Origin of the sequence: Chryseomicrobium imtechense (assembly GCF_041475995.1) — a bacterium.
Taxonomy (GTDB): domain Bacteria; phylum Bacillota; class Bacilli; order Bacillales_A; family Planococcaceae; genus Chryseomicrobium; species Chryseomicrobium aureum.
This window is the reverse complement of sequence record NZ_JBGOBM010000004.1, coordinates 1-20,882: the sequence shown is the minus strand read 5'-3', so window position 1 is coordinate 20,882 and position 20,882 is coordinate 1. Positions and strand designations below refer to the sequence as shown.

Sequence of the window (20,882 nt, the reverse complement as noted above, 5' to 3'; positions counted from 1 at the left end):
ATTTATACCTTTTACTCCTTCATACGAATTTGTTTGTCGGAAGTTTCATATACTACCAGTTTATTCAAAATAGTTCGGTTTGCCTACTTTTATTTTCATCGCTAACTTAACACCTTACATATTTCCGCTTAAAGCCAAGCTTCCCACGCGTCATCCACTTCTCGATTGTCGCTGTGGCATCCAATACAGCGGTTTTTTTCCCTGGTCGCTCCAATTCAATCTGCCCGATTTCCCGTGACACCTCAAGGGCCTTTTCGTGAAGCGGGACGAAAGAGATGGCAACTGTATACACAAAGTTGTTCATAGACGATTGTGCGCGTGGTGGTGCGGAATGGATTGTCATCTTCACGACATCTAACAATCGACTAATCTTCTCGACATCGAATTCTTCGTCTTTTCGGTTGCCGAGTAGCCAGCAATACGTACTCCATCCAGCAGAGCGTTTCAACTCCTCGCCACTTTCAATCCAAGTATCCGCGACTTCTTGAGCGATTGATGCTTCTGATAAAGTAACGGCCACTACAAAATCGGACAACATATAAAAATAGGCGGTCTCCATCCACCGGTCGAAATCTTCTGCAGTCATCGCGTCTGGATCTGCAATGACACCTGCGAAATACATCGCATCGTAATTTCCTGTTGCGTACAATTCTTCTGCAAGCGGCTGGTTTCGTTTAATCACTTTCTTCATCGGCTTCATAGCACCAGTTGCTACACCAAACAACGGCTCTTTTGCACCATTCCCCATATAAAGCTTTTTCGTCCGTTCCGTTCCGAGACTTTCTAGTTCATTCATCACTTGTGAAAAGTTCATGCCGTTTCCTCCTTTAGTTCGTGTTTTATTCAGCATACCGAAACAGACAAAAAAAGTCTTAGAAAGTTCAAGTTTTTTTGATTTACTTCTTGCTAGAATGTGGTATTCTTTTCTCATTGCGCTCATCGAGCAAACACTTTGAGTAAGGGGGTTTTCACCTTGAAACTACGCGTTTCTGCTGTTCAATATCATCTTCATACTATTCAAAACTTTCAACAGTTCGCCGACCAAGTGACACACTATGTCAAAACGGCAGTTGAGTTCAATACAGAGTTTATTTTATTCCCGGAATTTGTCACGACCCAGTTGTTGTCGATCTCCGACACGGGGCAAGGCCAACCATTTCAAAATCTCACACTTTATACTGACGCGTATCGTGAACTGTTTTCACGTTTGGCTGTGCAGCATGGCGTTTATATCATTGGTGGAACGCATGTTACTCAAAAGGGTGACAAGGTCTACAATGTGGCTCATTTGTTCTCTCCAGATGGGCATATCGGCGAACAGGCAAAGCTTCACCTGACACCAACAGAAGTAGCTGACTGGGGAATCACACCTGGCGAATCACTACGTATTTTTGAAACGCCTAAAGGCAAAATCGCAATGATCACGTGCTACGACATTGAGTTTCCAGAGGTTGTCCGAATGGCTCGGGGTATGGGCGCGGACGTAATTTTCTCTCCTTCATGCACAGATGATCGCCACGGATTCAACCGAGTGCGCTACACTAGTCACGCTCGTACAATCGAAAATCAGGTGTATGTGGTCACAACAGGTACAGTCGGTTCTCTTCCGACAGTCGACTTTATGCGTGGAAACTTTGGAGAAGCAGCAGTTATCACACCAAATGATGTCCCGTTCCCACAAGACGGCATCCTTGTGAAAGGCGAAATCAACAACGATATGGTCATCACAGCGGACCTTGATCTTTCACTTCTCTATGAAGTACGCGAACATGGTTCTGTAACTACGTGGCGCGACCGTCGTTTTGATTTGTACCCTGACCTCGGGAAAGTCGAGACAGAGACGTTGCCGACACCGGATTGGGTAACTGCCAACCGCAACGTGCGCGTATAATTTCTTCACCAAAAAAGGAGCGATTTGAGATGGAGTATGTACAGATTTCTGGAATCAATGACCCATTGTTTCCGAAAATGCACAAGTTGATGCAGGATGTGTTTCCTGCAGAAGAAGTACTTGAATATAGTTTATGGGAAGGTCCCCTACAAGATCCGACGATTCGTATGTTTGTAGCTGTTGAAGACGGCGAAGTAGTGGGCGCGACGGAATATCGTTTCTATCCGGACCGCAAATTATCCATGACAGATTTCACATTGATTGGAAAAGAGGGGCTTGGCGTTGGTCCGTTCCTAGCGAAGAAACGTCATGAAGATTTGATGCATTTATCGTTTGAACATGGCATCGAGTTAATTGGCGTGTTTGCGGAGATTTATGACCCGTACCGTGCGGAGCGCCACGACTTTGGTGGGCTGCAGGCGATGAATCCGTTTGTTCGTCGTGAAGTTTTGGCGCATCTTGGATTTAAGAAATTAGACTTCACATACGTACATCCCTCTTGGACGAATGAAGGCGACGCAGTGACCGAACTGGATTTCTGCTTCCTTCCTTTTGCAGACCTTGAGTCCGTTCCAGGAGCAGAAATTGCAGATTTCTTGAAGATGTATTATGCCATCTTGTCTGAGAAGCCACAAGCTTGGCAGGATATGATCACTCATTTGGAAGCTGCTGGTGAAGTGAAGTTACTAGCTTTATAGTTGTTAATCAAAAGAACCCCAAGATTCTCTCACTCGAGAAATCCTGGGGTTTTGTTTTTTATAGAAATAGTGCGATGAAATTGAAAATTCCGGTGATTGAGTAAAGAACGATGGAAACTCCTATAGCTCCTACGAAAAAGTACGCTACTAGTTTGAGTAAGTCGAGAACTGCGCCAATCAAATCATCGATGAATGATAGTCCTTTCACATTCTCACTCCTATCAGAATTATTTCGTGCTGGTCTCTTTCACGAAGCTACCAAATTTCTCTTCCTCTTCAGCGAATGGAAAGTGATTGCTGTTCTTGAACTCCCAGAATGTTGCACCCGGTATTTCTGCAGCGATTTCTTTTCCAAAGACAAGTGGACATTGGGAATCATAAGTTCCTGTATATACAAACGTTGGCACTACGATTTCCTGTAGTTGTTTTGTGAGGTCAAAGTTCGGATATTCTATTTTTCGGAAGTAATCAAGTCTTGGCCCACATGTTTTTCCACTGTTTGGCTTTGTCATAGAACGTTTTAAATTCTCTTCCAAATGGTAGGACATCAAAGCCCACTCGTATCCTAGCTTTTGTCGTTCTTCAAGAGGGACTTCATCTTGACTTAACCGATCCATAATATAAACAATCCGTTCGTAATTTGGATTTTGGGTACTGTATATACAATCTGGATGTTCTCCGTACGCTTTTGAAGCCGCTGCCCCACCCACAATAATTTTAGTTAACGAGTCAGGAAATTGAATTGCGTAAACGAGCGCAAGCATGCCGCCTGTTGAATGCCCCGCAAATCCCCATTTGTTTAAATCCAGTGCTTTACGAATTGCTTCTAAGTCTTTTACAGTTTCCAACATACTAAACTCATCTTCATGCACAGCTCTCTCAGATTTTCCAGCACCTCTGACATTGATTAGGTAGACTTTATAATGTTCAGCAAATGCTGCCCCAAATAAATTTCCGTTCGAATTATATTCACTGTAATGATGTGTAACCGCCATTGGTTCTCCATGTCCATATGTGAAATACTCAAATAATCCACGATCAGTATGTATATAATTAGTTTCCCACATAGTTGCTCGCCACTTCCCATCTTTCTTCCATCATACACACCCACCCTTTATTCATCAACAGTATTTACCAATTAGAATTCCTTTAAGTTGTGGATTAAAAAAATTGATTTTCAGAAGACTAGATAGGTTTATTCTGGGGATGAAAGTTTACGCGGACATTGAATATGGTTTTGCGGACATTGAACTTACCTTTCTCGGACATTGAATTCATGTTTGCGGACATTGCTCGTTTACGCGGACATTGCTCGTTTACGCGGACATTGAATTCGGTTTTGCAGACATTGAACATACCTTTCTCGGACATTGAATTCATGTTTGCGGACATTGCTCGTTTACGCGGACATTGAATTCGGTTTTGCAGACATTGAACCTACCTTTCTCGGACATTGAATTCATGTTTGCGGACATTGCCCGTTTACGCGGACATTAAATTCGGTTTTGCGGACATTGAACCTACCTTTCTCGGACATTGAATTCATGTTTGCGGACACTAGAAAAACCCCCACCCCTCATCTGCCTGTTGACAGTGAAAAGTTGGGGCTTTTATTATTTCGGACGATCCATTGAAAAGATTTCACCAATCTCTGCATAGCTGGTTCCGGCTAAGCGACTTACCGCATTCAAAGCTCTCGGATCGATACGTCCATTGCTATAAATCTCTTCATCTATATGAAAACGGACGACACGACCAATCAGTAAATCGCTACCGGCATCGCCTTCATGGAATGGAATGGCTTCGACAAGTCGACATTCCATACGCACTTTTGCTTCTCGGATTCCTGGAACAGCAACCACTTCACTAGCTACTGGAGTGAGTCCTGCACGAATTAACTCACTCTCATCTGGCGCCAAACTAGCAGCCGTTTCATTGATCTTTTCAACATTGTCCCGGTCGACAATATGCACAACAAACTCTTTTGTCCTGTAAATATTGCGTGCCGTATCCTTGTGACCCGAAGCAGGTCGCTGTATAGAAAGAGAAACCATCGGCGGGTTAGACGAAACAATGGAAAAATAACTGAATGGCGCGCCATTCATGACACCATTTCCAGAGTCCGTCGTGACAAAAGCAATCGGTCGAGGAATGATACTGCCAATCAATAACTTGTAATTTTCACGTTCTGTCTGCGCGTTTGGATCAAAAGAAAGCATCGCACTACCTCCTAGTTGGACTGTTTGGGTACAGAAATCGGAATCAAGCGGTCTTCGATGCGTGACCGGTACTGCTCATACTGAGCCGGCAACATTAACTGTTCACCCATTGTTTCCAAAGACTCATCATACGCAAAGCCTGGTGGATCTGTTGCAATTTCAAATAAAATTTCTCCCGCTTCCCGGAAATAGATAGCATTGAAATAATTGCGGTCTTTGATATCCGTCACTTGCTCGCCTTTGTCATAGACATACGCCTGCCACTCTTTGTGATCCGCGTCGTCTTCTGCACGCCACGCAATGTGATGAACAGTCCCAACACCCATTGTACCGACAACACCCGTCACTAGTTTCAAATCAACAGTATTGCCAATATCAGCTGACGACGTAAAGCGTCGGTAATCCCCTTCTTCTGCGATTTTTTCTAGCCCCATCACTTCGGTCAACGTGCGTTCAGTCGCTTCTGGATTTGTCGAATACAATGTCGCACCTGCAAATCCTTTGATAGCTACGTCCGGAGTTACATCACTGATTGTCCATTCGTTATCAGCACCCGCTGCTCTTTCAACTAATTCTAGGTGAAGGCCATGTGGGTCATCGAATTGCACAACATTTTCGCCAAATCGCATTGCTTTTTTAAATGGAATTGCTTCAGATGCCAATCGGTTCACCCAAAACGGAAGACTACCGACGGGAACAGCATAGCTCGTTACGCCAACTTGCCCGTCTCCAATCGTCCCTTGGTAAGCATTCACCCATGGGAAGAAAGTTATGATTGTTCCCGGACGGCCACCTTTGTCTCCAAAGTACAGGTGATACGTTCCCGGATCATCGAAATTGACTGTCTTTTTTACGAGACGCAGCCCGAGTACGCGTCCATAAAAATCTACATTTTCCTGTGGATGGCCGACGATTGCTGTAATGTGATGAATACCTGCTGTTTGTTTTTTCATGCGGTTTCTTCCTTTCCTGTTCTTGTAAGTTTAGTATACGCTCCATTTATCTTGAATTCAAGATAAATGTTTTGATTCGAAATTTCTCTTTCGGAGTAAATATGCTACGCTAAATAAAAATAGGAAACGAGATGATAACTAGATGATCCAGCCTCCGCGCTTTGCGAATTCCCTTCTTGAAACCAAGCTTGCTGCAATCCCTCTTCATGAAGACCCTGAGGTTTACAATGCTGCTTTATCAGACGAAGTAATGCAAGAAACGACCTACAAAAGCTTACATATTGAAAATAGTATGTTCACCAACTGTGCATTTACAGAGAGTGAATTTTTACAAGCAGACTGGCAAGATGTACGTTTTGAGAACTGTGATTTTTCCAACGTCACACTCACTAAATGCACGTTAACACGCGTGGAATTTCTCAATTGCCGAATGACGGGTGTCGAGTTTGGAGAGTCGCATCTGCACGATGTGCGGTTCGGGACGTGCGTGATGGATTATGCCCTATTTGGGTCTGGAAAACTTCGCACTAGCAGGTTTGAGTCGTGTAAGCTCGACTTCGCCCACTTCTATTCCACACTGCTTGAGACTGTAGCATTCGCAGACTGTTCATTAGAAGAAGTGACATTTGAGCAGACCTCTTTAGCAGGAATTGACTTGAGCTCGAATCACTTCACCCAGCTCAAAGTGGGTCTTGAAGAAATAAAGGGAAGTCATGTCTCGCCGATGCAAGCATTACAGTTTGCGACTTTATTTGGCCTTGTTATAAAAGAATGAAAAAAAGCCCCACAGAAGCATTCTCTGTGGGGTATTGCTATCTAAACTTGATGTGGCGTTCGTACATCTTCGCCGGACCATACCGTGATTCCTGTAGTGTTGTCTTTGGCAGCACGAATCATTGTCGCAGCAAGTTCATCTGTTGGAAGTGGTCTCTGACTTTTCGCAAGACCTAGTTTATTCACTAGTTGAATGGCCTTCAAACCAAACTTTTCACCTACCCGGTCGCTCTCTTTTCGGTCGAGTATAGGTGGTTGCAAAATCGTGATGGCATCAAACGGCAATTTCTTGACCGCTTCTTCAAGCTGCCCTTTCATACGGGAATAAAACACGCGGGAGTTCGAATCCGCACCCGTCGAGGAAACCAAAACGTAACGAGGGACGCCGTTCGCACTCGCAGCATCGGCAAATTGATACTGGTAGTCATAATCGACTTTCCACTGCTCGTCTTGGTTCCCCGCTGCTTTAATGGTCGTTCCCAAGCAGGAGAATAGCACATCTCCCTTCACGAGTTGATGCCAATGCTGTGGTCGGTCGAAGTCAATCGTGTGGGCATGGAGTTTGTCATGGCGAAGTCCAAGGTCTCTTCGCACGAACAAGCTGACTTGTTCCACTTCGGAATCCGCCAAAAGCTGTTCGACTAAGTCTTTCCCTGTGGCACCTGTCGCACCAATCACTAACGCATGCATCGTAATTCCCCCACTTGAACAATTTTCTTAAGTATACGCCATTCTGCACCCATTGACCTCTTTATCGCGTCTTTTTTATCAGAAATTGCGTGGCTGCGTACGAAAGGTCTATGGAAAGGTGCAACACCCATCGATACCTACCGTGAAATCATGGGCGTGCCACTTCCGGTCGTCTGGCAAACCTTATGTCCGGAACATTCGCGCAGCACAAGACAACGGCTTAACGAGTATCGGTGTGCGATTTATAAATCAAAAAGCTGATGACCATTAGTGAGTCAACAGCTTTTTTGTTACGCTTTTTTTAATTTGAAATGCAATACAAATAAAATGATTGTAATCAATGTGAACGCTGTTAATGCGAGGAACGGAATCGTCACAAACCCGAACCAGTTGATGTACTGAACGTTACACGGAACGCCTTGCACACAGGGTTTGATGTTCGCAAATCCAGGTACTTTTTGCACGAGATAATGATACAGCGAAATGCTCCCGCCAATAATCGTGAGTGGCAGCACATACAAACGCATCCTTACATCATTTGTGAATGCTGCAATCCCCAGTACAATCGTCAGTGGATACATGAAGATTCGCTGAATCCAACACAATTCACACGGTACAAACCCTCGGATATTGCTGAAGTATAAACTACCAAGCGTTGCCACTAATGCCACTACCCATGCAAAATACAATGCATAATTTTCAATGAATCCTTCACGCGTCGATTTAGTCATTGTTCGTCTGCCCTTGTTCGATCAGCATCGCAATCATCTCATAATCAAACGGATCTTCTAGGAACACACCGTTGACGTAAATGGTCGGCGTAAACGGTACACCAAATTCCTTCACAAGTTCATTGTCACGTGTAACTTCCTGCACGATAGCAGATTCCTCAGATGCCATGTCGGTGCGCATCTTATCGATGTCAACTCCAGGAGCTGTCGCTTCAGCAATTTCCGCCATCTTATCAATCGTCACCCATGGCTCGTCATGTTGTTGCGAAGCAGGTTGTGCATCGTACACAGCTTTATTGAATGCCCAGAAGTTTTCAGGGTCTTGTTCGAAAACAGATTCAGAAGCTAGAGAAGCAATGACTGATTCTTCTCCGTGGAAAAGAACATTAATGTAGCTCAAGTTTGCTTTCCCAGTCTCAATGTAATCCTCGACCAGTTTCGGGTAGATCGTCTCTCCCCACTGCTTACAAGATGGACATTTGTAATCGCCAAACTCTACGATTTCAACTGGTGCATCCGCATCCCCAAGCATCGGTTGCCCTTCTGTAGGTGGGTAGACTCGTTCTGTTTCTTGCGGCACTTCAGTTGCCGTTGTACCGGTATCTCTGTTCATATAAAGGACGATGCCCACGATGACGACTGCTAGAGCCAGTGTGGCGAGCATGACTTTTTGATTTGTTTTCATGGAATTTCCTCCTTACAGGTGGTGCACTTAGTTTATCATAGGGTAGCCGGGTATACAGTTACAATTATGTGACGAGTTTCGTGGAGTGTTTAACGCCCGAAAGTGGTGAATTAACGACCGAGTCGGCTCATTTAGCGACCGAGTCGGTTCCATTAACGCCCGACTTGACCCCATTAGCGCCCCAAGTGATGTTATGGAAACTAATCGGCGCATAAAAAAGCCCCGGCAAGCCTCCTCAAACAAAGGACGCCAACCGGAACGCGCAAGTTTCTACTCAAGTGTCAATTTATATAATTTGTCATCGTTGTCACTCGGGTTGCCTCGGCCATCTGTGTTGTTCGAGACAAAGTAGAGGTCGTCTCCGTGAATCCACACATCCCGCACACGCCCGACGTCTTCGACAATTGCGCGGTACTCTTCTGTCGCAAGATCAAACTCCAAAACGGTCGTTCCTCGAAGTGCCGCTACGTAAACTTTACCGTCACGATACGCCATTCCTGAAGGCGCCCAAGTCCGGTCACTACCGGAGGCAAACAGTGGCGACTCTAGACCTTCTTGTTCCTCTGTCCCCTCTATCGTCGGCCAGCCGTAATTGGCACCCGCTACAATCTGATTCACTTCATCGTTCGCGCTTGGTCCGTGTTCACTTGCATACAACTCTCCATCTTCTGACCACGTCAGACCCTGTGCATTTCGGTGACCCATACTATAGACGTACGAGTCTCCAAATGGATTGTCTTCTGGAATCGAGCCGTCAAGATTCAAACGGAGAATCTTCCCAGCAAGTGACGCTTCGTCTTGTGCAAGCTCTGGGTCAGAAGCATCCCCAGCAGTTGCATACAGTTTGTCATCTGGCCCTATTTCTAGACGTCCACCATGGTGCACGTTGCCACTAGGAATCTCATCCAGCAGTACTTCTGTTTCTGTCCACGCATCACTTTCTAATTCAAGCTTCACAATTCGGTTGAACTGATTGCCGTCTTGTTCATACGTGTAATAGGCAAACGCCTCGTTGGACTCTCCGAAATCTGGTGCTAACACAAATCCTAACAATCCAGCTTCTGCTGCTTCTGATAATGTCAGTTCAAGTGAGACCGTCTGTTGTTCCACAGTTCCGCCCTCTACTTTTGCGATCGAGCCTGGTCGTTCGGAAATATAAAATGTGCCTTCATGTTCGTCAATCGACCACGGAATCGTGAGATTGTCTGCAACAACCTCTAGATCTGACCCACTTTTCGTATTTTCGTCCGTAAGGGGGGTATCGTCTTCAAAAATATTGACCGGTAAACACCCAGAAAGTAGAACGGCTGCAGTTGCAAGGGGTATCCATGTCTTTTTCATAGCAGTCTCCTCCTTCTTTGGTATTTAGTATAGCGGAAATAGGTGCTTTACCTGTAGTGAGAGAGTTTAAGACACACTTTACAAAACGTAATCATTACGATATATTGTAAAGCGTACTTATTACGATTTACATAAGAGGAGTTTTCATATGACGAAAAAATGGATGTACTTATTCGCTGCTGCCCTACTAACTTTTTTCCTTGCTGCATGCCAACAAGAAGAAGTGAATGAAGCAGAAGCAGACGAAGCAACACCTGAGACAGAAGAGACTGTAGAAGAAAAGTCGGACCATGATCACGCACACGGAGAAATGTCTGAGAAAGACCAACAAATCTACAAAGGATATTTTGAAGATAGCGATATCGGGAACCGTCCCCTTTCCAACTGGTCCGGCGATTGGCAGTCTGTTTATCCGTATTTGCTGGATGGAACATTAGATAAAGTATTTGAATACAAGGCTGAAGAAGGCGACATGACAGCTGAAGAATACAAAGACTATTACACGACTGGGTACATGACGGATGTTGACCGCATTGAAATCAATGCTGATATCGTTACGTTCCATAAAGGTGACGAGTCAGTTACTGGCCGCTATAAATATGACGGTTATGAAATTTTGACATACGAAAAAGGAAATCGCGGTGTGCGCTATATCTATAAGCAGATGGATGAGAATTCGGACGCACCGGCTTACATGCAGTTCAGTGACCACATCATTAGCGATAAGGTCTCCCATCACTACCATTTATACTTTGGGGATGACCGTACGGCACTTCTTGAAGAATTAGAAAACTGGCCAACCTACTATCATTCGGATCTAACGGGTGAGCAGATTGCTGAAGAGATGATTGCGCATTAAAAAATTCCCCTAGGCTGTCTCATTAGAAACATTTATGCTTTAGAGACAGCACTGGGGTTATTATTTTAGTTTTTCTAGTTCCTTCTCTATTATCTTTACATCAATTCGTTCATACAGAGGCTGTACTTCTACTAATTCGATTGGCAAGTTCTCCACTGGTTCCCAGCTATCATAAACGTCACCTGTCATTCGCTCAACTTGATGAGAACCAAACGGGATGAACGGCTTTACCAACTGCGCTATGTTTTGAATAGCATAGACACATGTAGCAAAAGTTTCTTTTGCCCTTTCCTCATCATCATTTACAGAAATCCAAGGTTTGTGCTCATCGAAATAACGATTCATCTCTCGTATGAATTCAAACAATACTTCTAATGATTGTTTCAGTTCGGCTACTTCAATCAGTTTCCCTACTTCCTCGTACAGTAACCTAATCCTAGTCTTTACCGAAGGATCCACTTGACTTCCCGGAACCTTACCTTCGTAAGATTTCTCTATAAACTTGAATGTTCGATTTATTAAATTGCCATATGCCCCAAGAAGTTCACTATTGTGGCTGTAAATAAATTCTCTCCATGAAAAATCCGTATCACGATTTTCCGGTGCATTCATAGTCAAGAAATAACGAAGGCTATCCGGATGATAGCGTTTTAACACGTCGGGTACCCATACGGCCCAGTTTTGGCTCGTTGAAATCTTTCTTTTCTCAAGCGTCATATATTCATTTGAAACAATGGCTGTCGGTCTCGCTTTTAGTTCAGCGCCACTAAGAATAGCGGGCCAAATAATCGAGTGAAACGGAATATTGTCTTTCCCGTGCACATAATAGCTCCTCACTCCGGCTTCCCACCACTTGTCATGGGAAACTCCTCTCTCTTCAGCCCATTTTCGACTTGCCGTATAATAACCTGCGACGGCTTCTATCCATACGTAGATTTTCTTCCCTTCAAACCCTTCGACGGGAACTGGAACACCGTTTGGCAGATCTCTTGTGACAGCTCGGTCATGAACACCTTCACTTAAATAGCGGGCCGTTAACTTTAAAGCATTATCACGCCAACCGCCTTTTCTTTCACTCGTCTTTACGAGATCTTCTAGCTCTTTTTGAAATTGGCGAAAGGCGAAATAAAAATGACTTGTCTCTCGTACTTCTGGTGGATTGCCACAAATTTTGCACTGCTTTTCAAGTAAGTCTAGTGGATCTAAAATGGTAGAACACATGTCGCACTGATCACCACGCGCCTTCGCTCCGCAAACAGGACAAACTCCTTCAACAAACCGGTCGGGAAGAAATTGATTGTCAAAGACGCAATAAGCTTGTTCAATCGTCTTAGTGTATAAATGGCCATTGTTTAGAAGTCTGAGAAAGAGCTCTTGCACATACTGATGATGTTTGGAATCGTCTGTACGTGTGTAGAGGTCGTAAGTAAACCCAAGTTTTCTAAACGTTTCATCAAACTCTTGATGGTACTCATCAGCAATATCCTTTACAGATTTCCCTTCTTGATGGGCTCGAATCGAAATGGGCGTACCGTTGCAATCGCTTCCCGATACGTAAAGTACTTCTTCCCCTTTTTGACGATAGTACCGGGCTAAACTATCTCCCGGCAACAGTGCAGCAATATGGCCGACGTGCAATGAACCATTCGCATAAGGCCAAGCCCCTCCAATAAATACTGGCATAGTACTTCCTCCTTTTGGGCACAAAAAAAGCCCTCATCGATTGACTCGATTAGGACGAACATGTCGTGGTACCACCTAAATTCGCATAAGACTCACATCTTATGCCTCTGCCAGTACGTGTGCATACTGCTGCTGTTGTAACGAGTGCACGTCTCGGCGCAGCCTACTAAACGGTTCGGTGCGCAGCTCAAAGGCCATTTTCATTTCAGGACATCTGCTTCATTTCCACCATCAGAAGCTCTCTATAAGAATTGCTGAACTTACTTTCCTTCTCATCGCTATTTTTTAAGTTGTGACTAGAATAGCACTTATTCCCAAATTGCACAATATTGGAATTGAGTTATGCTACACTTTTCATAAAGATATTTATAAACGGAGACAATCAAATGAAAACACAAACTACTGTACCCGCATCAACTTTAAAGCGAAGAAAAAAACCGGATAAAGAGTTTCTTTTATTCCCTTCAAACGAAACACTTTACTTACTGCCGAAACCTGCCGGGTCTTATGTTATAGATACAGTTACAGGAGACTCTTTACTACTGGGTGGATTATTTTATGGCCTTTCTAAATATCTGATGAAAAAAGATAAAGAAAAGCTAATGGACTACATGACAGCTTTCCGTGAAGGAAATACTGACTATTTCAACATACAGAAAAAAGCCATCTCTATTCGTTTTAGAGAGATTGAAAAAATCACGATTTCTATGAAAAATCCATATAGTAAGGAGTTGTGGTATGACAGCAAGTTGACTATACATAGTATCAGTGCTAAAACGTACGACTTTTCTGTGGGTTCTGGTGAACAACTTTCTGAAGTGGAATCGTTTTGTGCCATTTACCTTTCGGAAGTTCCAATAGAAAAGAAGTGAGATAGCTCTAGCTTTTGTTTCAATAAAACAAGATAAGACTTATGAGATAACCCCCGGGGGTGTCTCATAAGACTCGATTTACTTCGAGCAGTTTCATTATATAGGAGTCTAGTTCATCTGACTTCAGTTCATAATATAAATTGGTATCCTGAATATGTAGCTTTGCAGAGCCCATATCAATTAAAGTAGCACCTTTGTCATTTTTCAGACTGATTCTATACTTAAAAGTAGAGCCGATATAATTATTAAAATAACTCCTATTCAACTGTTGAATCGATATTATTTCTTGAACATGAATTACTTCATCTTCCATTAACTCATACGTATAGTAGTCATTTGCCGACAAATACTCAATCGACACTAACTCAATAGAGGTGAATGAGTTAATCTCCCTTTGTGCTAATACTTCTTCAAATGATTTATCTTGATTCGCATAGAGAATAATAGCCATAATTATCACACATACAATCCCTAAAACCCAACTTAACTTGCCTTTTATTAATCTCACTACACCTCTCCCCTCCATAACTCATCACCGATGGCCATCTTTCCTTGCCTGAATATATCCATAGTATGTACATGTTCCGTGCGAATGAAGATCCTTCACTTCAAAGCCGCATTGCTCGTAAAATGTGAAATTGTTTGACGACGTATGCGCGAACCAATCGCCATGCAGAAGTTTTTCAATACAGAGCCCAACTAACTTCTTACCAATTCCTTTTCCCCGATAATCGCTATGAACGACTAAATCCAAGATGTTCGCGACCATCACTTGATCAGAAATCACACGGATCATTCCAATCATTTTATCGGAGTCCCACACGGTAAACGCCCATGTCGCATTCTCAAAAATCAGCGCGTATTTTTCTTTTTGCCATTCCGGTAGTGGTTTCGCCCAGCCTGCGTCCAGGAAAAGTTCTTCTACACGGTTTGCATCTATCCCATTTGTGCCTTCACGAATGACGTGTCCATTAAAGTATTGGTACATTTTGTTCCCCCTTAGTGATTAGTGCTAACTCATCGCGTAACATTTCTTTATAATCCGACCGTCTCCAAAGCGTAACCGCCTCTAGTTCACCTAATTTATCGACCAAGTTCTCTACAATTCGGTACCCGAGGTAATAGGCAAACCGCGTTGCACCAAATCGAGTTCCACCATTGATTGAAAACCACTCACGAAACAAATCACTTTGATCCAAATTCTTTAAATCTTCAATGAGAGCAGTTGCAAGTTCTTTCTCGTTAGCTTTTGCAAAAGCTAGCCAGTCTTCTCCTTGCTGGTCATATGTGAAGTAGATAGATTCCGGGATATCTACGACTTGCATGGAATGATACGTTGCGACCCCTTCTTGAAGTAAGGTGGTATACGGGCTCATCCAGTCATGTTTGGCCCATTCCATCCCAAGTTGATCTGTGCGTGCATTATGCAGGGCATGACCCAACTCGTGTGCAATAATTGCATCCAGTGTGACATCTTCTGGTGAAAGTTTTTCTAAACAAAATGTGATGTCCGGAAAGATTTGCTTATGTGTAAATGCGTTGGACCCAAATGCGCCGACAATCATGTGGACATCTTGATCAAGAGTCACCGGATATAAAGATTCATACTTCTGCACAATCTTTAAAATTCGGCTCTCCATCTTGTCACTGTTCTCTTGAATTGCTGGCAAGAGTTCTTGATAGCGTATAAGAGCTAATTTCTTCTTTTCTTCTGGACGATAACAGTGATACGCAAAATATTCTTTAAAGTGCGGAGCAAACTTAGAATAATAGCCATCTAAAAACTCAGTAGTGGGTTCATAGTTACTGAGAAAATAGGAAACTGTGTTATAGATTTTCATTCTAGTCCCCCACAACCCGATTTCGCTTTTCCTTGCGCTGTTGTTGCTTCTTAAAATAATCATCGAACCCCATGAACATTCCGAGTCCCACTAGCACAACGCCACTAAGTTTTGTTCCGATCATCTGAACCGTCGAATGCGCTTCGTTGTTCAGAGCAATCAGCACAAACCCAACTAGTATCAGTAGTGTTCCGAACACCATCAAAAACGCCTTGAGTGCACTTTTCATCATTTTCATTCTGTTTAACCCCTTCCCCTAATCAACCATTCTCTCTATATCCTAAATTCTAGAAGTAATTCTAATCAGTATACTTCTGTATCCATTTTCTGTATACCAAATTCATGCTATTTCTCATTTTTCCCAACGACAGGAAAAGCCCACAGAAATAAAATCTTGCTATCGCTGCCTTCACACATATCTTCATCTACAACCCCACCAGCTACAAAATGGCCAGGATTCTTTTGTTGCCAATCTTTATAGAGGATAGATAATTTCTCATTAATCAACATAGTCTGCGCTCCTTTGACTTTGAACTGAATGACCGGAAAACAAATTGTCAAGGTTACTTCATAAACGTCTTCTAGTTAATCAAATAGGAATAAAACTGAGTGGTCGCTGATATCTTCGGCAGCGATATTTTTCTCCTCAACTTTATTAGCAGCAAATTTAATCTCATTTATATGCACCGACTGCAAATTGTAAAAATATACTCCTGTGAGCCTCCATCGCAATTAACTGATCCATTATTAATCGATCGTCATAATGAAGTTTGAAATTATCGCCTACCTCTTGTTTTATAGACTCAATGACTAATTCGCTTTCTCCATCTTGATCTTTAGTTAGATTAATTTTCTGTTGAACACCTAATCTAACGAATTGATAATAGAGCCTCATAACTAAATCCGAGGTGCCAATCCTTTGGAGTTTTGTCTTATTAGCTCCAACAGCTTTAAAACTAACCATTTCTCCGTTTCGAATAATGAGATCAAAAAATCTTGATTATTTCTCTAGTAATCGATTCAATTCTAAATCAATCGTTAATGGGAAATAACATTTTATTCACGCTAACCAAATAGAAAAAGAGAAAGAAGATGCTACACTATGTGCACCTTCATTAGAAACAACAACTCCTCTATTCGTTCTAATGAAAATGGTTATTTTAATTTCCTTTTCCAAATCCTTAATCGCATTTGATAAACTCGGCTGAGATATATATAAACTTTTAGCAGCTTCATTCATAGATCCCTTATTTGCTACTTCTAATGCATATCTTAATTGCTGTAGAGTCAAACCAGACACTCCTTTTTAACACTATTAAACTCCCAAAATGCTATGCTCTTCTTATAATATCTAGTAACCACACAAAAGCATTTTATCACTTTCCATTTCTTCTTATTTATTATCTATCATTCGTAAAAGCATACTTGTATGAAAAAAAAGAAGTGAAGATGCTCACAACCAAGCTTCTTCTCTTCCTATAATTTTTGGTGTGTAAGTTGAATTTCTTTCGATATTTCAGAATGATTTTCTACCATCGTCACTTTAAATACTTCTTAGTTTACAACTTCATGAACGTGAATTTCTCAGCATTTTTTTGTGGAATCTTGGCTTTACTTCAGCAAGCAAGATAGCTACGAGGATCAACGCAGCGCCCATAAGCATACGACCTGTCAGTACTTCGTGCAAAAATAAAACGGACAACAGCATGCCGAAAACGGCTTCTGTTGATAGAATAATGGCCGCCTTTGTGGCTGTGGTATATTGATGGGCCATATTTTGGAAAAGATAGGCAATAGCTGTCGAAAAGACGGCTAAATAAACAAGTGAATACAAAGCTTCCTTGAATTCAAAGTCCAAAATTTCAATACCTTGGATTGTTCTATTTAATCCATTACCGCCTGCTACAACCGAAAATTTTTCTGTAACTGGCAACTGCAACAAATCCATTACAGTGATCATATCTCTTATCCTTCCTTGTAGTCATATAACTCGATTATAAAGTATTGCAGTATTAGTTATATACTGCTTATTACTAATTCTATCAACTCTACACTAAATAAACCGGCAACTATTTTTGTAAATAAAACAGTTCGTAAAAGTAGATTTAAACGAACAAAAAATGAATATCAGTATTCAAAAAGACCAATCATAATGATTGGCCTTCCTTCCTTTCTTTACCCTATAAAAGTAATGGCATCTATAATAGCCTTGCATTCTTCAATCAACTCTTGATCGGCCTCGTCTGTTAATCTTGCAGCTCGGGCCAATGGATCAATTGCTTTTATCTTTTCGCACAATACATATCCAGTTGTCTGATTGTGTGCTGCGCTATTCTTGTTATTCTTAGTTCTTCCATTTAACGGTACATGAGTTGGGTATCCTTTATTCGTATTAGTGATTGGCAAAACCCAAATTAAATCGGTCTCTTTATGTACATTTTCTTCTGAAACTACGATGGCTGGACGATAACCTTGCTGTTCGTGTCCTTTTGCTGGGGACATGTCGACCTTTATAATGTCACCAACTTTAAAAAACCTTGTCATCACTATTCCTCCAATTAAATAGTGCCTGTACTATTCCATTAAGGATTAAGTACAGACACATAATCTTTAAGCCTATTAACTGATCACCAGTCTTCTTTTCCGACTGGTTCTACTTCATCCCAAAGTGATTCAGGTTCAGGCTTTCCGCCATTGTAACCAACAAATAACTTTTGAAACGGCGTTAACTTGCTTTTTCGAACCAACGAAATTCGATTGGGTTCAATCTCTACATCAAATACAGCATCATCAGTTGCATTGAATCCGGCTTCCTCGAGGATATCTCTTGTAAGTCGAACTGCTTTACTGTTACCCCAATTCTGAAGTTTAGCCTCTCGGTGACTAACTTTTTGCTTAACTTGCGGCATGTGAATCAACTCCTCAGAGTGCTATTTATATACTTAGTATATACAACGTATCTACATTCTGCAAGCAAAAGCTCCTTTAAGATTCTTTCTATAATGGAACTCGATTAAAAAAGGCCAGCCTTTGCAAAAGACTTTTCTAATCAATCCAGCTATTTATTTTACTTCTGATAATCCAGCAATATGTAAACTGTTTAAGCATGCATGTTGAGCTCTCGTTGGAACGTGAAAGTCTACTGAAACTTCTGCTTTATGCTCATCTTATTGGATACTATTTAAGGGTAAGCAGCGACAGTTACTGCTAATCCTTGATTATTGGTAAACTTAATGAGAAACGAGGTGACTTATTATGATCAAAATAATTGATAATCAGAAACTCGAATTGCAGTACAAAAAAAAATTTTGGAGCGTGGACGTATCATATTAGACTTCCTGGCACGGCCAGTATTCAAGGGAAATGGGGATACCTAAAGGTGTCTGGTACAATTGATGACTTTGAAATAAAAAGCATTAATTTGGCTCCAAGAAAAAATGAAGACAAGATTATTTCAATCAATCAAGAAGTTAGAGACGCAATTGGCAAAAGTGGTGGCGATATGGTAATGGTCACTTTATATCTGCATGATTAGCCTACTAAGAAGATAAGCAAATCGAATTCCCAGGTTAGACAAAAGGTTTTCTCAAAGTTCCTTATTTAGGAGCTCTGACCATTCATCATATGGTTTTTTGCTACTTATAGAGTTTTATGAATTAATATAACTTCTTCGTGACATCGATTATTTAGGTGTCACTTCAAGAGATAACATGAACCAATTTCAAGCTATATTTTGTACCGGAGTTTTAAAAAACCAGTAGCCTTCTATAAGGATTACTGGTTTTATAATTATATATTCCATTTAGAAAGACTTCCGATAAGGGGTCATATGTAAACTAATCACCTCTATATCTTTCATAATACACTCTTACGAACCAACTCTTGTATGCAATAAGAAAAGCTATCCTCAAAGGGGATAGCTTTTCTTGATCTAAAACAATTGTTTTCCTTGCTCCTTCTTCAACTAAAGCACCCGTTAGTTACATAAAAGATCAGACTATGATAATTCATAGTAATTTTCAGCTGTATAAATAGACCACGACCAAAACTTGGCCCCTGAGCTAATGATAAATCTATCCAACCATAATTCAAAGTTCATTTCTAATGGAATTGCCTCTTCAAACTGGTCTATATGACCTTTCCAAAATAAATAATTTTTTTTCGACTCACTATAATGTTTTGAATTTATTACAATATTATCTTGATAAATGTAGGCTATATCAAAACATCCTTCAAATTCATCGTAATGTTCATTTAAATCAATTATTTGGTCAAGACTATAAAATTCAATTTCTCCACCAGATTCAATATCATCAAATAAACGACATCCATTAGAAATTTGTAGAAACTCTTTATAATCATTTGGTAAAATTAAACCTGTTTGTCTTTCAAAATTCTTTATTTCCTCATCACTTGCTGGTGGATTAAATGTACATTCAACCTTAGCTAAATGACCTCCCTCTCCTTGAATCTGAATTATATTTTCATTTTCCTTTAATCTTTTTTTTAACGTATTTAAAGTTTGTTTAACAATACTTCCTTCTTCAACCATTTATATCAACTCTCCTTTTATTATTTTTTCAGCTTTTTCATTCTCAAATTACTAAAATCTTTTCAAAATATCATTACTTCTTCAACAAACCTGCTGCGTTAGTTGAAGTGAAAGCCTCCACATTATTTAACATAAATATCCAAATTAACCATTTCAATATTTAGATAGAAAAAAATGAAGAGAATCGGTTATGTAACAAAACTCGTGATTTATGGGGCCAATGATTATAAATAACTTTTAATAACTTCTGATAATCTCATGAAATGTAAACTGATTTAAGAGTAATTTTAAATCTTAGTTTTCTCTTTCTAATTAACTGTACTTTCTAAAGAATTTCTTATATCTTAAAAAACAAGTCGTTTCTTTTAGTTTTTTCTGCAAGACGATACTAATTTTTGAATCCGGTTGATCACTAGTAATCCAACGATTTTGTCCATGTATCATCTCCCATTATGCGGTCAATGATATGTTCTGCTTCCCATACTGCAGCAACCTCCATCCCTTCACACTCTTCTTTAGACGCATTCCGGATCTCGCCTTTATAGTAAATTTCAAACTCTCCAGATAACTGATCCTTGATACAAGAAGGTGGTGGCCATTCTTCATCTTCTCTTTCGAAAGGACGGTTTTCCACAAATGGCCACTTCTCCGATTTTAAAGCCGATTCATAAACCCCAACGATAAATTGGTACTCCTCTTTTTGCGGCAAATCATTGATGTCGTTGCCTATATGTTGATAAATTCCAATTCCGGCATCCCGAAAAGCCCTTCCGAAGGCAAAGTTACCATTGGGAAGGGGGATGGCATAGACATCTCCGACTTTTCGTCTTCTTCGTTTAGTCATTCTGCTCACCTCTTTCTATCGAGAACATTATTAAAGTTCCCTTTCACCTAATGCTGCCACAAGTGTATTTTTGCAATGCTGATAAATATCGTTGCTGTCCTTTTTTATAGAACATGGATACTGTCGATAGAGATCAATTTTTCCTGTTTCGTTAACAGAACCATGAAGTTTTTAAGAAAATCCGGCCAAAAACCCTGGCCGGACCTTTTTGAACTATTTCACATCTGATATTTGATAGTGGGCTCCGGA

Annotated in this window: 26 protein-coding genes, 2 pseudogenes and 1 other annotated feature; of the genes and pseudogenes, 6 read left to right on the top strand and 22 right to left on the bottom strand. The window is 41.2% G+C overall.

Going from position 1 to position 20,882, the window contains the following annotated elements; translation table 11 throughout:
• Positions 1 to 106 precede the first annotated feature (106 nt).
• Complete coding sequence (locus tag AB5N96_RS04835; RefSeq protein WP_499704829.1) at positions 107 to 814, bottom strand: DNA alkylation repair protein; 708 nt, start codon at positions 812 to 814, stop codon at positions 107 to 109.
• 159 nt (positions 815 to 973) lie between these two features.
• Between AB5N96_RS04835 and AB5N96_RS04830 the strand changes: the two genes are divergently transcribed.
• Positions 974 to 1,891 carry a carbon-nitrogen hydrolase family protein gene (locus AB5N96_RS04830; RefSeq protein WP_499704828.1) on the top strand — a complete coding sequence of 306 codons (918 nt, stop codon included), beginning with the start codon at positions 974 to 976 and terminating at the stop codon, positions 1,889 to 1,891.
• Positions 1,892 to 1,920: 29 nt separating this feature from the next.
• Entirely contained in the window at positions 1,921 to 2,589 is a 669-nt protein-coding gene (locus tag AB5N96_RS04825; protein ID WP_499704827.1) for a GNAT family N-acetyltransferase, read from the top strand.
• Between the two features lie 58 nt (positions 2,590 to 2,647).
• Here the strand turns inward: AB5N96_RS04825 and AB5N96_RS04820 are convergent, their stop codons facing one another.
• The 4 genes from AB5N96_RS04820 to AB5N96_RS04805 all read right to left on the bottom strand — a co-directional run bounded on the left by AB5N96_RS04820 (position 2,648) and on the right by AB5N96_RS04805 (position 5,761).
• Positions 2,648 to 2,797, bottom strand: coding sequence for a hypothetical protein (locus AB5N96_RS04820; RefSeq protein ID WP_204590194.1), 150 nt, complete (start codon positions 2,795 to 2,797; stop codon positions 2,648 to 2,650).
• 19 nt (positions 2,798 to 2,816) lie between these two features.
• Positions 2,817 to 3,656 (bottom strand): alpha/beta fold hydrolase, encoded by an 840-nt coding sequence (locus AB5N96_RS04815; RefSeq protein ID WP_204590195.1) that lies wholly within the window; start codon positions 3,654 to 3,656, stop codon positions 2,817 to 2,819.
• A 546-nt stretch (positions 3,657 to 4,202) separates the two neighbouring features.
• The gene (locus AB5N96_RS04810) at positions 4,203 to 4,808 is read right to left on the bottom strand and encodes a flavin reductase family protein (protein WP_499704826.1); all 606 of its coding nucleotides are present in this window, start codon (positions 4,806 to 4,808) and stop codon (positions 4,203 to 4,205) included.
• 11 nt (positions 4,809 to 4,819) lie between these two features.
• Entirely contained in the window at positions 4,820 to 5,761 is a 942-nt protein-coding gene (locus AB5N96_RS04805; protein ID WP_499704825.1) for a ring-cleaving dioxygenase, read from the bottom strand.
• Positions 5,762 to 5,903: 142 nt separating this feature from the next.
• On the opposite strand from AB5N96_RS04805, the gene AB5N96_RS04800 reads away from it, so the two are divergent.
• Positions 5,904 to 6,536 (top strand): pentapeptide repeat-containing protein, encoded by a 633-nt coding sequence (locus tag AB5N96_RS04800; RefSeq protein WP_499704824.1) that lies wholly within the window; start codon positions 5,904 to 5,906, stop codon positions 6,534 to 6,536.
• Between the two features lie 41 nt (positions 6,537 to 6,577).
• Here the strand turns inward: AB5N96_RS04800 and AB5N96_RS04795 are convergent, their stop codons facing one another.
• The 4 genes from AB5N96_RS04795 to AB5N96_RS04780 all read right to left on the bottom strand — a co-directional run bounded on the left by AB5N96_RS04795 (position 6,578) and on the right by AB5N96_RS04780 (position 9,982).
• A complete protein-coding gene (locus AB5N96_RS04795) occupies positions 6,578 to 7,225 on the bottom strand; it encodes an NAD(P)H-binding protein (protein ID WP_499704823.1) in 648 nt (215 codons plus the stop codon).
• Positions 7,226 to 7,515: 290 nt separating this feature from the next.
• Positions 7,516 to 7,956 carry a disulfide oxidoreductase gene (locus tag AB5N96_RS04790; protein WP_204591902.1) on the bottom strand — a complete coding sequence of 147 codons (441 nt, stop codon included), beginning with the start codon at positions 7,954 to 7,956 and terminating at the stop codon, positions 7,516 to 7,518.
• The gene (locus tag AB5N96_RS04785) at positions 7,949 to 8,641 is read right to left on the bottom strand and encodes a DsbA family protein (protein ID WP_204591904.1); all 693 of its coding nucleotides are present in this window, start codon (positions 8,639 to 8,641) and stop codon (positions 7,949 to 7,951) included. Before AB5N96_RS04785 ends, AB5N96_RS04790 begins: the two co-directional genes overlap by 8 nt.
• Before the next feature lie 270 nt (positions 8,642 to 8,911).
• The gene (locus AB5N96_RS04780; protein ID WP_499704822.1) at positions 8,912 to 9,982 is read right to left on the bottom strand and encodes a PQQ-dependent sugar dehydrogenase; all 1,071 of its coding nucleotides are present in this window, start codon (positions 9,980 to 9,982) and stop codon (positions 8,912 to 8,914) included.
• A 148-nt stretch (positions 9,983 to 10,130) separates the two neighbouring features.
• Here AB5N96_RS04780 and AB5N96_RS04775 point away from each other — a divergent pair, with 148 nt between their 5' ends.
• Positions 10,131 to 10,841: a ZinT family metal-binding protein gene (locus tag AB5N96_RS04775; RefSeq protein WP_499704821.1), complete on the top strand. Its 711-nt coding sequence runs from the start codon at positions 10,131 to 10,133 to the stop codon at positions 10,839 to 10,841.
• Positions 10,842 to 10,901: 60 nt separating this feature from the next.
• Here AB5N96_RS04775 and metG read toward each other — a convergent pair whose 3' ends face one another.
• On the bottom strand, positions 10,902 to 12,524 hold the full coding sequence (gene metG, locus AB5N96_RS04770; RefSeq protein ID WP_499704820.1) for a methionine--tRNA ligase: 1,623 nt from the start codon (positions 12,522 to 12,524) through the stop codon (positions 10,902 to 10,904).
• Positions 12,525 to 12,571: 47 nt separating this feature from the next.
• Positions 12,572 to 12,809, bottom strand: a binding site (T-box leader).
• 101 nt (positions 12,810 to 12,910) lie between these two features.
• On the opposite strand from metG, the gene AB5N96_RS04765 reads away from it, so the two are divergent.
• Positions 12,911 to 13,396 carry a hypothetical protein gene (locus AB5N96_RS04765; protein ID WP_499704819.1) on the top strand — a complete coding sequence of 162 codons (486 nt, stop codon included), beginning with the start codon at positions 12,911 to 12,913 and terminating at the stop codon, positions 13,394 to 13,396.
• Positions 13,397 to 13,460: 64 nt separating this feature from the next.
• On the opposite strand, the gene AB5N96_RS04760 is transcribed toward AB5N96_RS04765, so the two are convergent.
• The 10 genes and pseudogenes from AB5N96_RS04760 to AB5N96_RS04715 form a co-directional block, all read right to left on the bottom strand.
• Positions 13,461 to 13,904: a hypothetical protein gene (locus AB5N96_RS04760; RefSeq protein WP_499704818.1), complete on the bottom strand. Its 444-nt coding sequence runs from the start codon at positions 13,902 to 13,904 to the stop codon at positions 13,461 to 13,463.
• A gap of 24 nt (positions 13,905 to 13,928) precedes the next feature.
• Positions 13,929 to 14,384 (bottom strand): GNAT family N-acetyltransferase, encoded by a 456-nt coding sequence (locus tag AB5N96_RS04755; protein ID WP_392455632.1) that lies wholly within the window; start codon positions 14,382 to 14,384, stop codon positions 13,929 to 13,931.
• Positions 14,368 to 15,237 (bottom strand): DUF2268 domain-containing putative Zn-dependent protease, encoded by an 870-nt coding sequence (locus tag AB5N96_RS04750; RefSeq protein ID WP_499704817.1) that lies wholly within the window; start codon positions 15,235 to 15,237, stop codon positions 14,368 to 14,370. The genes AB5N96_RS04755 and AB5N96_RS04750 overlap by 17 nt, the downstream gene beginning before the upstream one ends.
• Before the next feature lies 1 nt (position 15,238).
• Entirely contained in the window at positions 15,239 to 15,475 is a 237-nt protein-coding gene (locus tag AB5N96_RS04745; RefSeq protein WP_204591914.1) for a hypothetical protein, read from the bottom strand.
• A 107-nt stretch (positions 15,476 to 15,582) separates the two neighbouring features.
• Positions 15,583 to 15,747: a hypothetical protein gene (locus AB5N96_RS04740; RefSeq protein WP_204591915.1), complete on the bottom strand. Its 165-nt coding sequence runs from the start codon at positions 15,745 to 15,747 to the stop codon at positions 15,583 to 15,585.
• Between the two features lie 163 nt (positions 15,748 to 15,910).
• A complete protein-coding gene (locus AB5N96_RS04735; protein WP_204591916.1) occupies positions 15,911 to 16,201 on the bottom strand; it encodes a hypothetical protein in 291 nt (96 codons plus the stop codon).
• Positions 16,202 to 16,345: 144 nt separating this feature from the next.
• Positions 16,346 to 16,528: pseudogene (locus tag AB5N96_RS04730) on the bottom strand (LysR family transcriptional regulator); the annotation flags it as partial.
• Positions 16,529 to 16,804: 276 nt separating this feature from the next.
• Positions 16,805 to 17,080 (bottom strand): annotated as a pseudogene (locus AB5N96_RS04725) (DMT family transporter); the annotation flags it as partial.
• Between the two features lie 332 nt (positions 17,081 to 17,412).
• The gene (locus AB5N96_RS04720) at positions 17,413 to 17,781 is read right to left on the bottom strand and encodes a type II toxin-antitoxin system PemK/MazF family toxin (protein WP_499704816.1); all 369 of its coding nucleotides are present in this window, start codon (positions 17,779 to 17,781) and stop codon (positions 17,413 to 17,415) included.
• Between the two features lie 83 nt (positions 17,782 to 17,864).
• Entirely contained in the window at positions 17,865 to 18,146 is a 282-nt protein-coding gene (locus AB5N96_RS04715; RefSeq protein ID WP_204591925.1) for an AbrB/MazE/SpoVT family DNA-binding domain-containing protein, read from the bottom strand.
• Positions 18,147 to 18,505: 359 nt separating this feature from the next.
• Between AB5N96_RS04715 and AB5N96_RS04710 the strand changes: the two genes are divergently transcribed.
• Positions 18,506 to 18,772 (top strand): DUF1905 domain-containing protein, encoded by a 267-nt coding sequence (locus AB5N96_RS04710; RefSeq protein WP_499704815.1) that lies wholly within the window; start codon positions 18,506 to 18,508, stop codon positions 18,770 to 18,772.
• Positions 18,773 to 19,234: 462 nt separating this feature from the next.
• Here the strand turns inward: AB5N96_RS04710 and AB5N96_RS04705 are convergent, their stop codons facing one another.
• Positions 19,235 to 19,789, bottom strand: coding sequence for an SMI1/KNR4 family protein (locus AB5N96_RS04705; RefSeq protein ID WP_499704814.1), 555 nt, complete (start codon positions 19,787 to 19,789; stop codon positions 19,235 to 19,237).
• A gap of 412 nt (positions 19,790 to 20,201) precedes the next feature.
• The gene (locus tag AB5N96_RS04700) at positions 20,202 to 20,633 is read right to left on the bottom strand and encodes an Imm26 family immunity protein (RefSeq protein ID WP_499704813.1); all 432 of its coding nucleotides are present in this window, start codon (positions 20,631 to 20,633) and stop codon (positions 20,202 to 20,204) included.
• Positions 20,634 to 20,882: the final 249 nt, after the last annotated feature.

Bases quoted from the DNA above. Each gene is read 5' to 3' on its own strand.
- AB5N96_RS04835 (WP_499704829.1), bottom strand. From the start codon at position 814: ATGAACTTTTCACAAGTGATGAATGAACTAGAAAGTCTCGGAACGGAA.
- AB5N96_RS04825 (WP_499704827.1), top strand. From the start codon at position 1,921: ATGGAGTATGTACAGATTTCTGGAATCAATGACCCATTGTTTCCGAAA.
- AB5N96_RS04815 (WP_204590195.1), bottom strand. From the start codon at position 3,656: ATGTGGGAAACTAATTATATACATACTGATCGTGGATTATTTGAGTAT.
- AB5N96_RS04810 (WP_499704826.1), bottom strand. From the start codon at position 4,808: ATGCTTTCTTTTGATCCAAACGCGCAGACAGAACGTGAAAATTACAAG.
- AB5N96_RS04805 (WP_499704825.1), bottom strand. From the start codon at position 5,761: ATGAAAAAACAAACAGCAGGTATTCATCACATTACAGCAATCGTCGGC.
- AB5N96_RS04800 (WP_499704824.1), top strand. From the start codon at position 5,904: ATGATCCAGCCTCCGCGCTTTGCGAATTCCCTTCTTGAAACCAAGCTT.
- AB5N96_RS04795 (WP_499704823.1), bottom strand. From the start codon at position 7,225: ATGCATGCGTTAGTGATTGGTGCGACAGGTGCCACAGGGAAAGACTTA.
- AB5N96_RS04790 (WP_204591902.1), bottom strand. From the start codon at position 7,956: ATGACTAAATCGACGCGTGAAGGATTCATTGAAAATTATGCATTGTAT.
- AB5N96_RS04785 (WP_204591904.1), bottom strand. From the start codon at position 8,641: ATGAAAACAAATCAAAAAGTCATGCTCGCCACACTGGCTCTAGCAGTC.
- AB5N96_RS04780 (WP_499704822.1), bottom strand. From the start codon at position 9,982: ATGAAAAAGACATGGATACCCCTTGCAACTGCAGCCGTTCTACTTTCT.
- AB5N96_RS04775 (WP_499704821.1), top strand. From the start codon at position 10,131: ATGACGAAAAAATGGATGTACTTATTCGCTGCTGCCCTACTAACTTTT.
- metG (WP_499704820.1), bottom strand. From the start codon at position 12,524: ATGCCAGTATTTATTGGAGGGGCTTGGCCTTATGCGAATGGTTCATTG.
- AB5N96_RS04765 (WP_499704819.1), top strand. From the start codon at position 12,911: ATGAAAACACAAACTACTGTACCCGCATCAACTTTAAAGCGAAGAAAA.
- AB5N96_RS04755 (WP_392455632.1), bottom strand. From the start codon at position 14,384: ATGTACCAATACTTTAATGGACACGTCATTCGTGAAGGCACAAATGGG.
- AB5N96_RS04750 (WP_499704817.1), bottom strand. From the start codon at position 15,237: ATGAAAATCTATAACACAGTTTCCTATTTTCTCAGTAACTATGAACCC.
- AB5N96_RS04745 (WP_204591914.1), bottom strand. From the start codon at position 15,475: ATGAAAATGATGAAAAGTGCACTCAAGGCGTTTTTGATGGTGTTCGGA.
- AB5N96_RS04740 (WP_204591915.1), bottom strand. From the start codon at position 15,747: ATGTTGATTAATGAGAAATTATCTATCCTCTATAAAGATTGGCAACAA.
- AB5N96_RS04735 (WP_204591916.1), bottom strand. From the start codon at position 16,201: ATGGTTAGTTTTAAAGCTGTTGGAGCTAATAAGACAAAACTCCAAAGG.
- AB5N96_RS04720 (WP_499704816.1), bottom strand. From the start codon at position 17,781: ATGACAAGGTTTTTTAAAGTTGGTGACATTATAAAGGTCGACATGTCC.
- AB5N96_RS04715 (WP_204591925.1), bottom strand. From the start codon at position 18,146: ATGCCGCAAGTTAAGCAAAAAGTTAGTCACCGAGAGGCTAAACTTCAG.
- AB5N96_RS04705 (WP_499704814.1), bottom strand. From the start codon at position 19,789: ATGGTTGAAGAAGGAAGTATTGTTAAACAAACTTTAAATACGTTAAAA.
- AB5N96_RS04700 (WP_499704813.1), bottom strand. From the start codon at position 20,633: ATGACTAAACGAAGAAGACGAAAAGTCGGAGATGTCTATGCCATCCCC.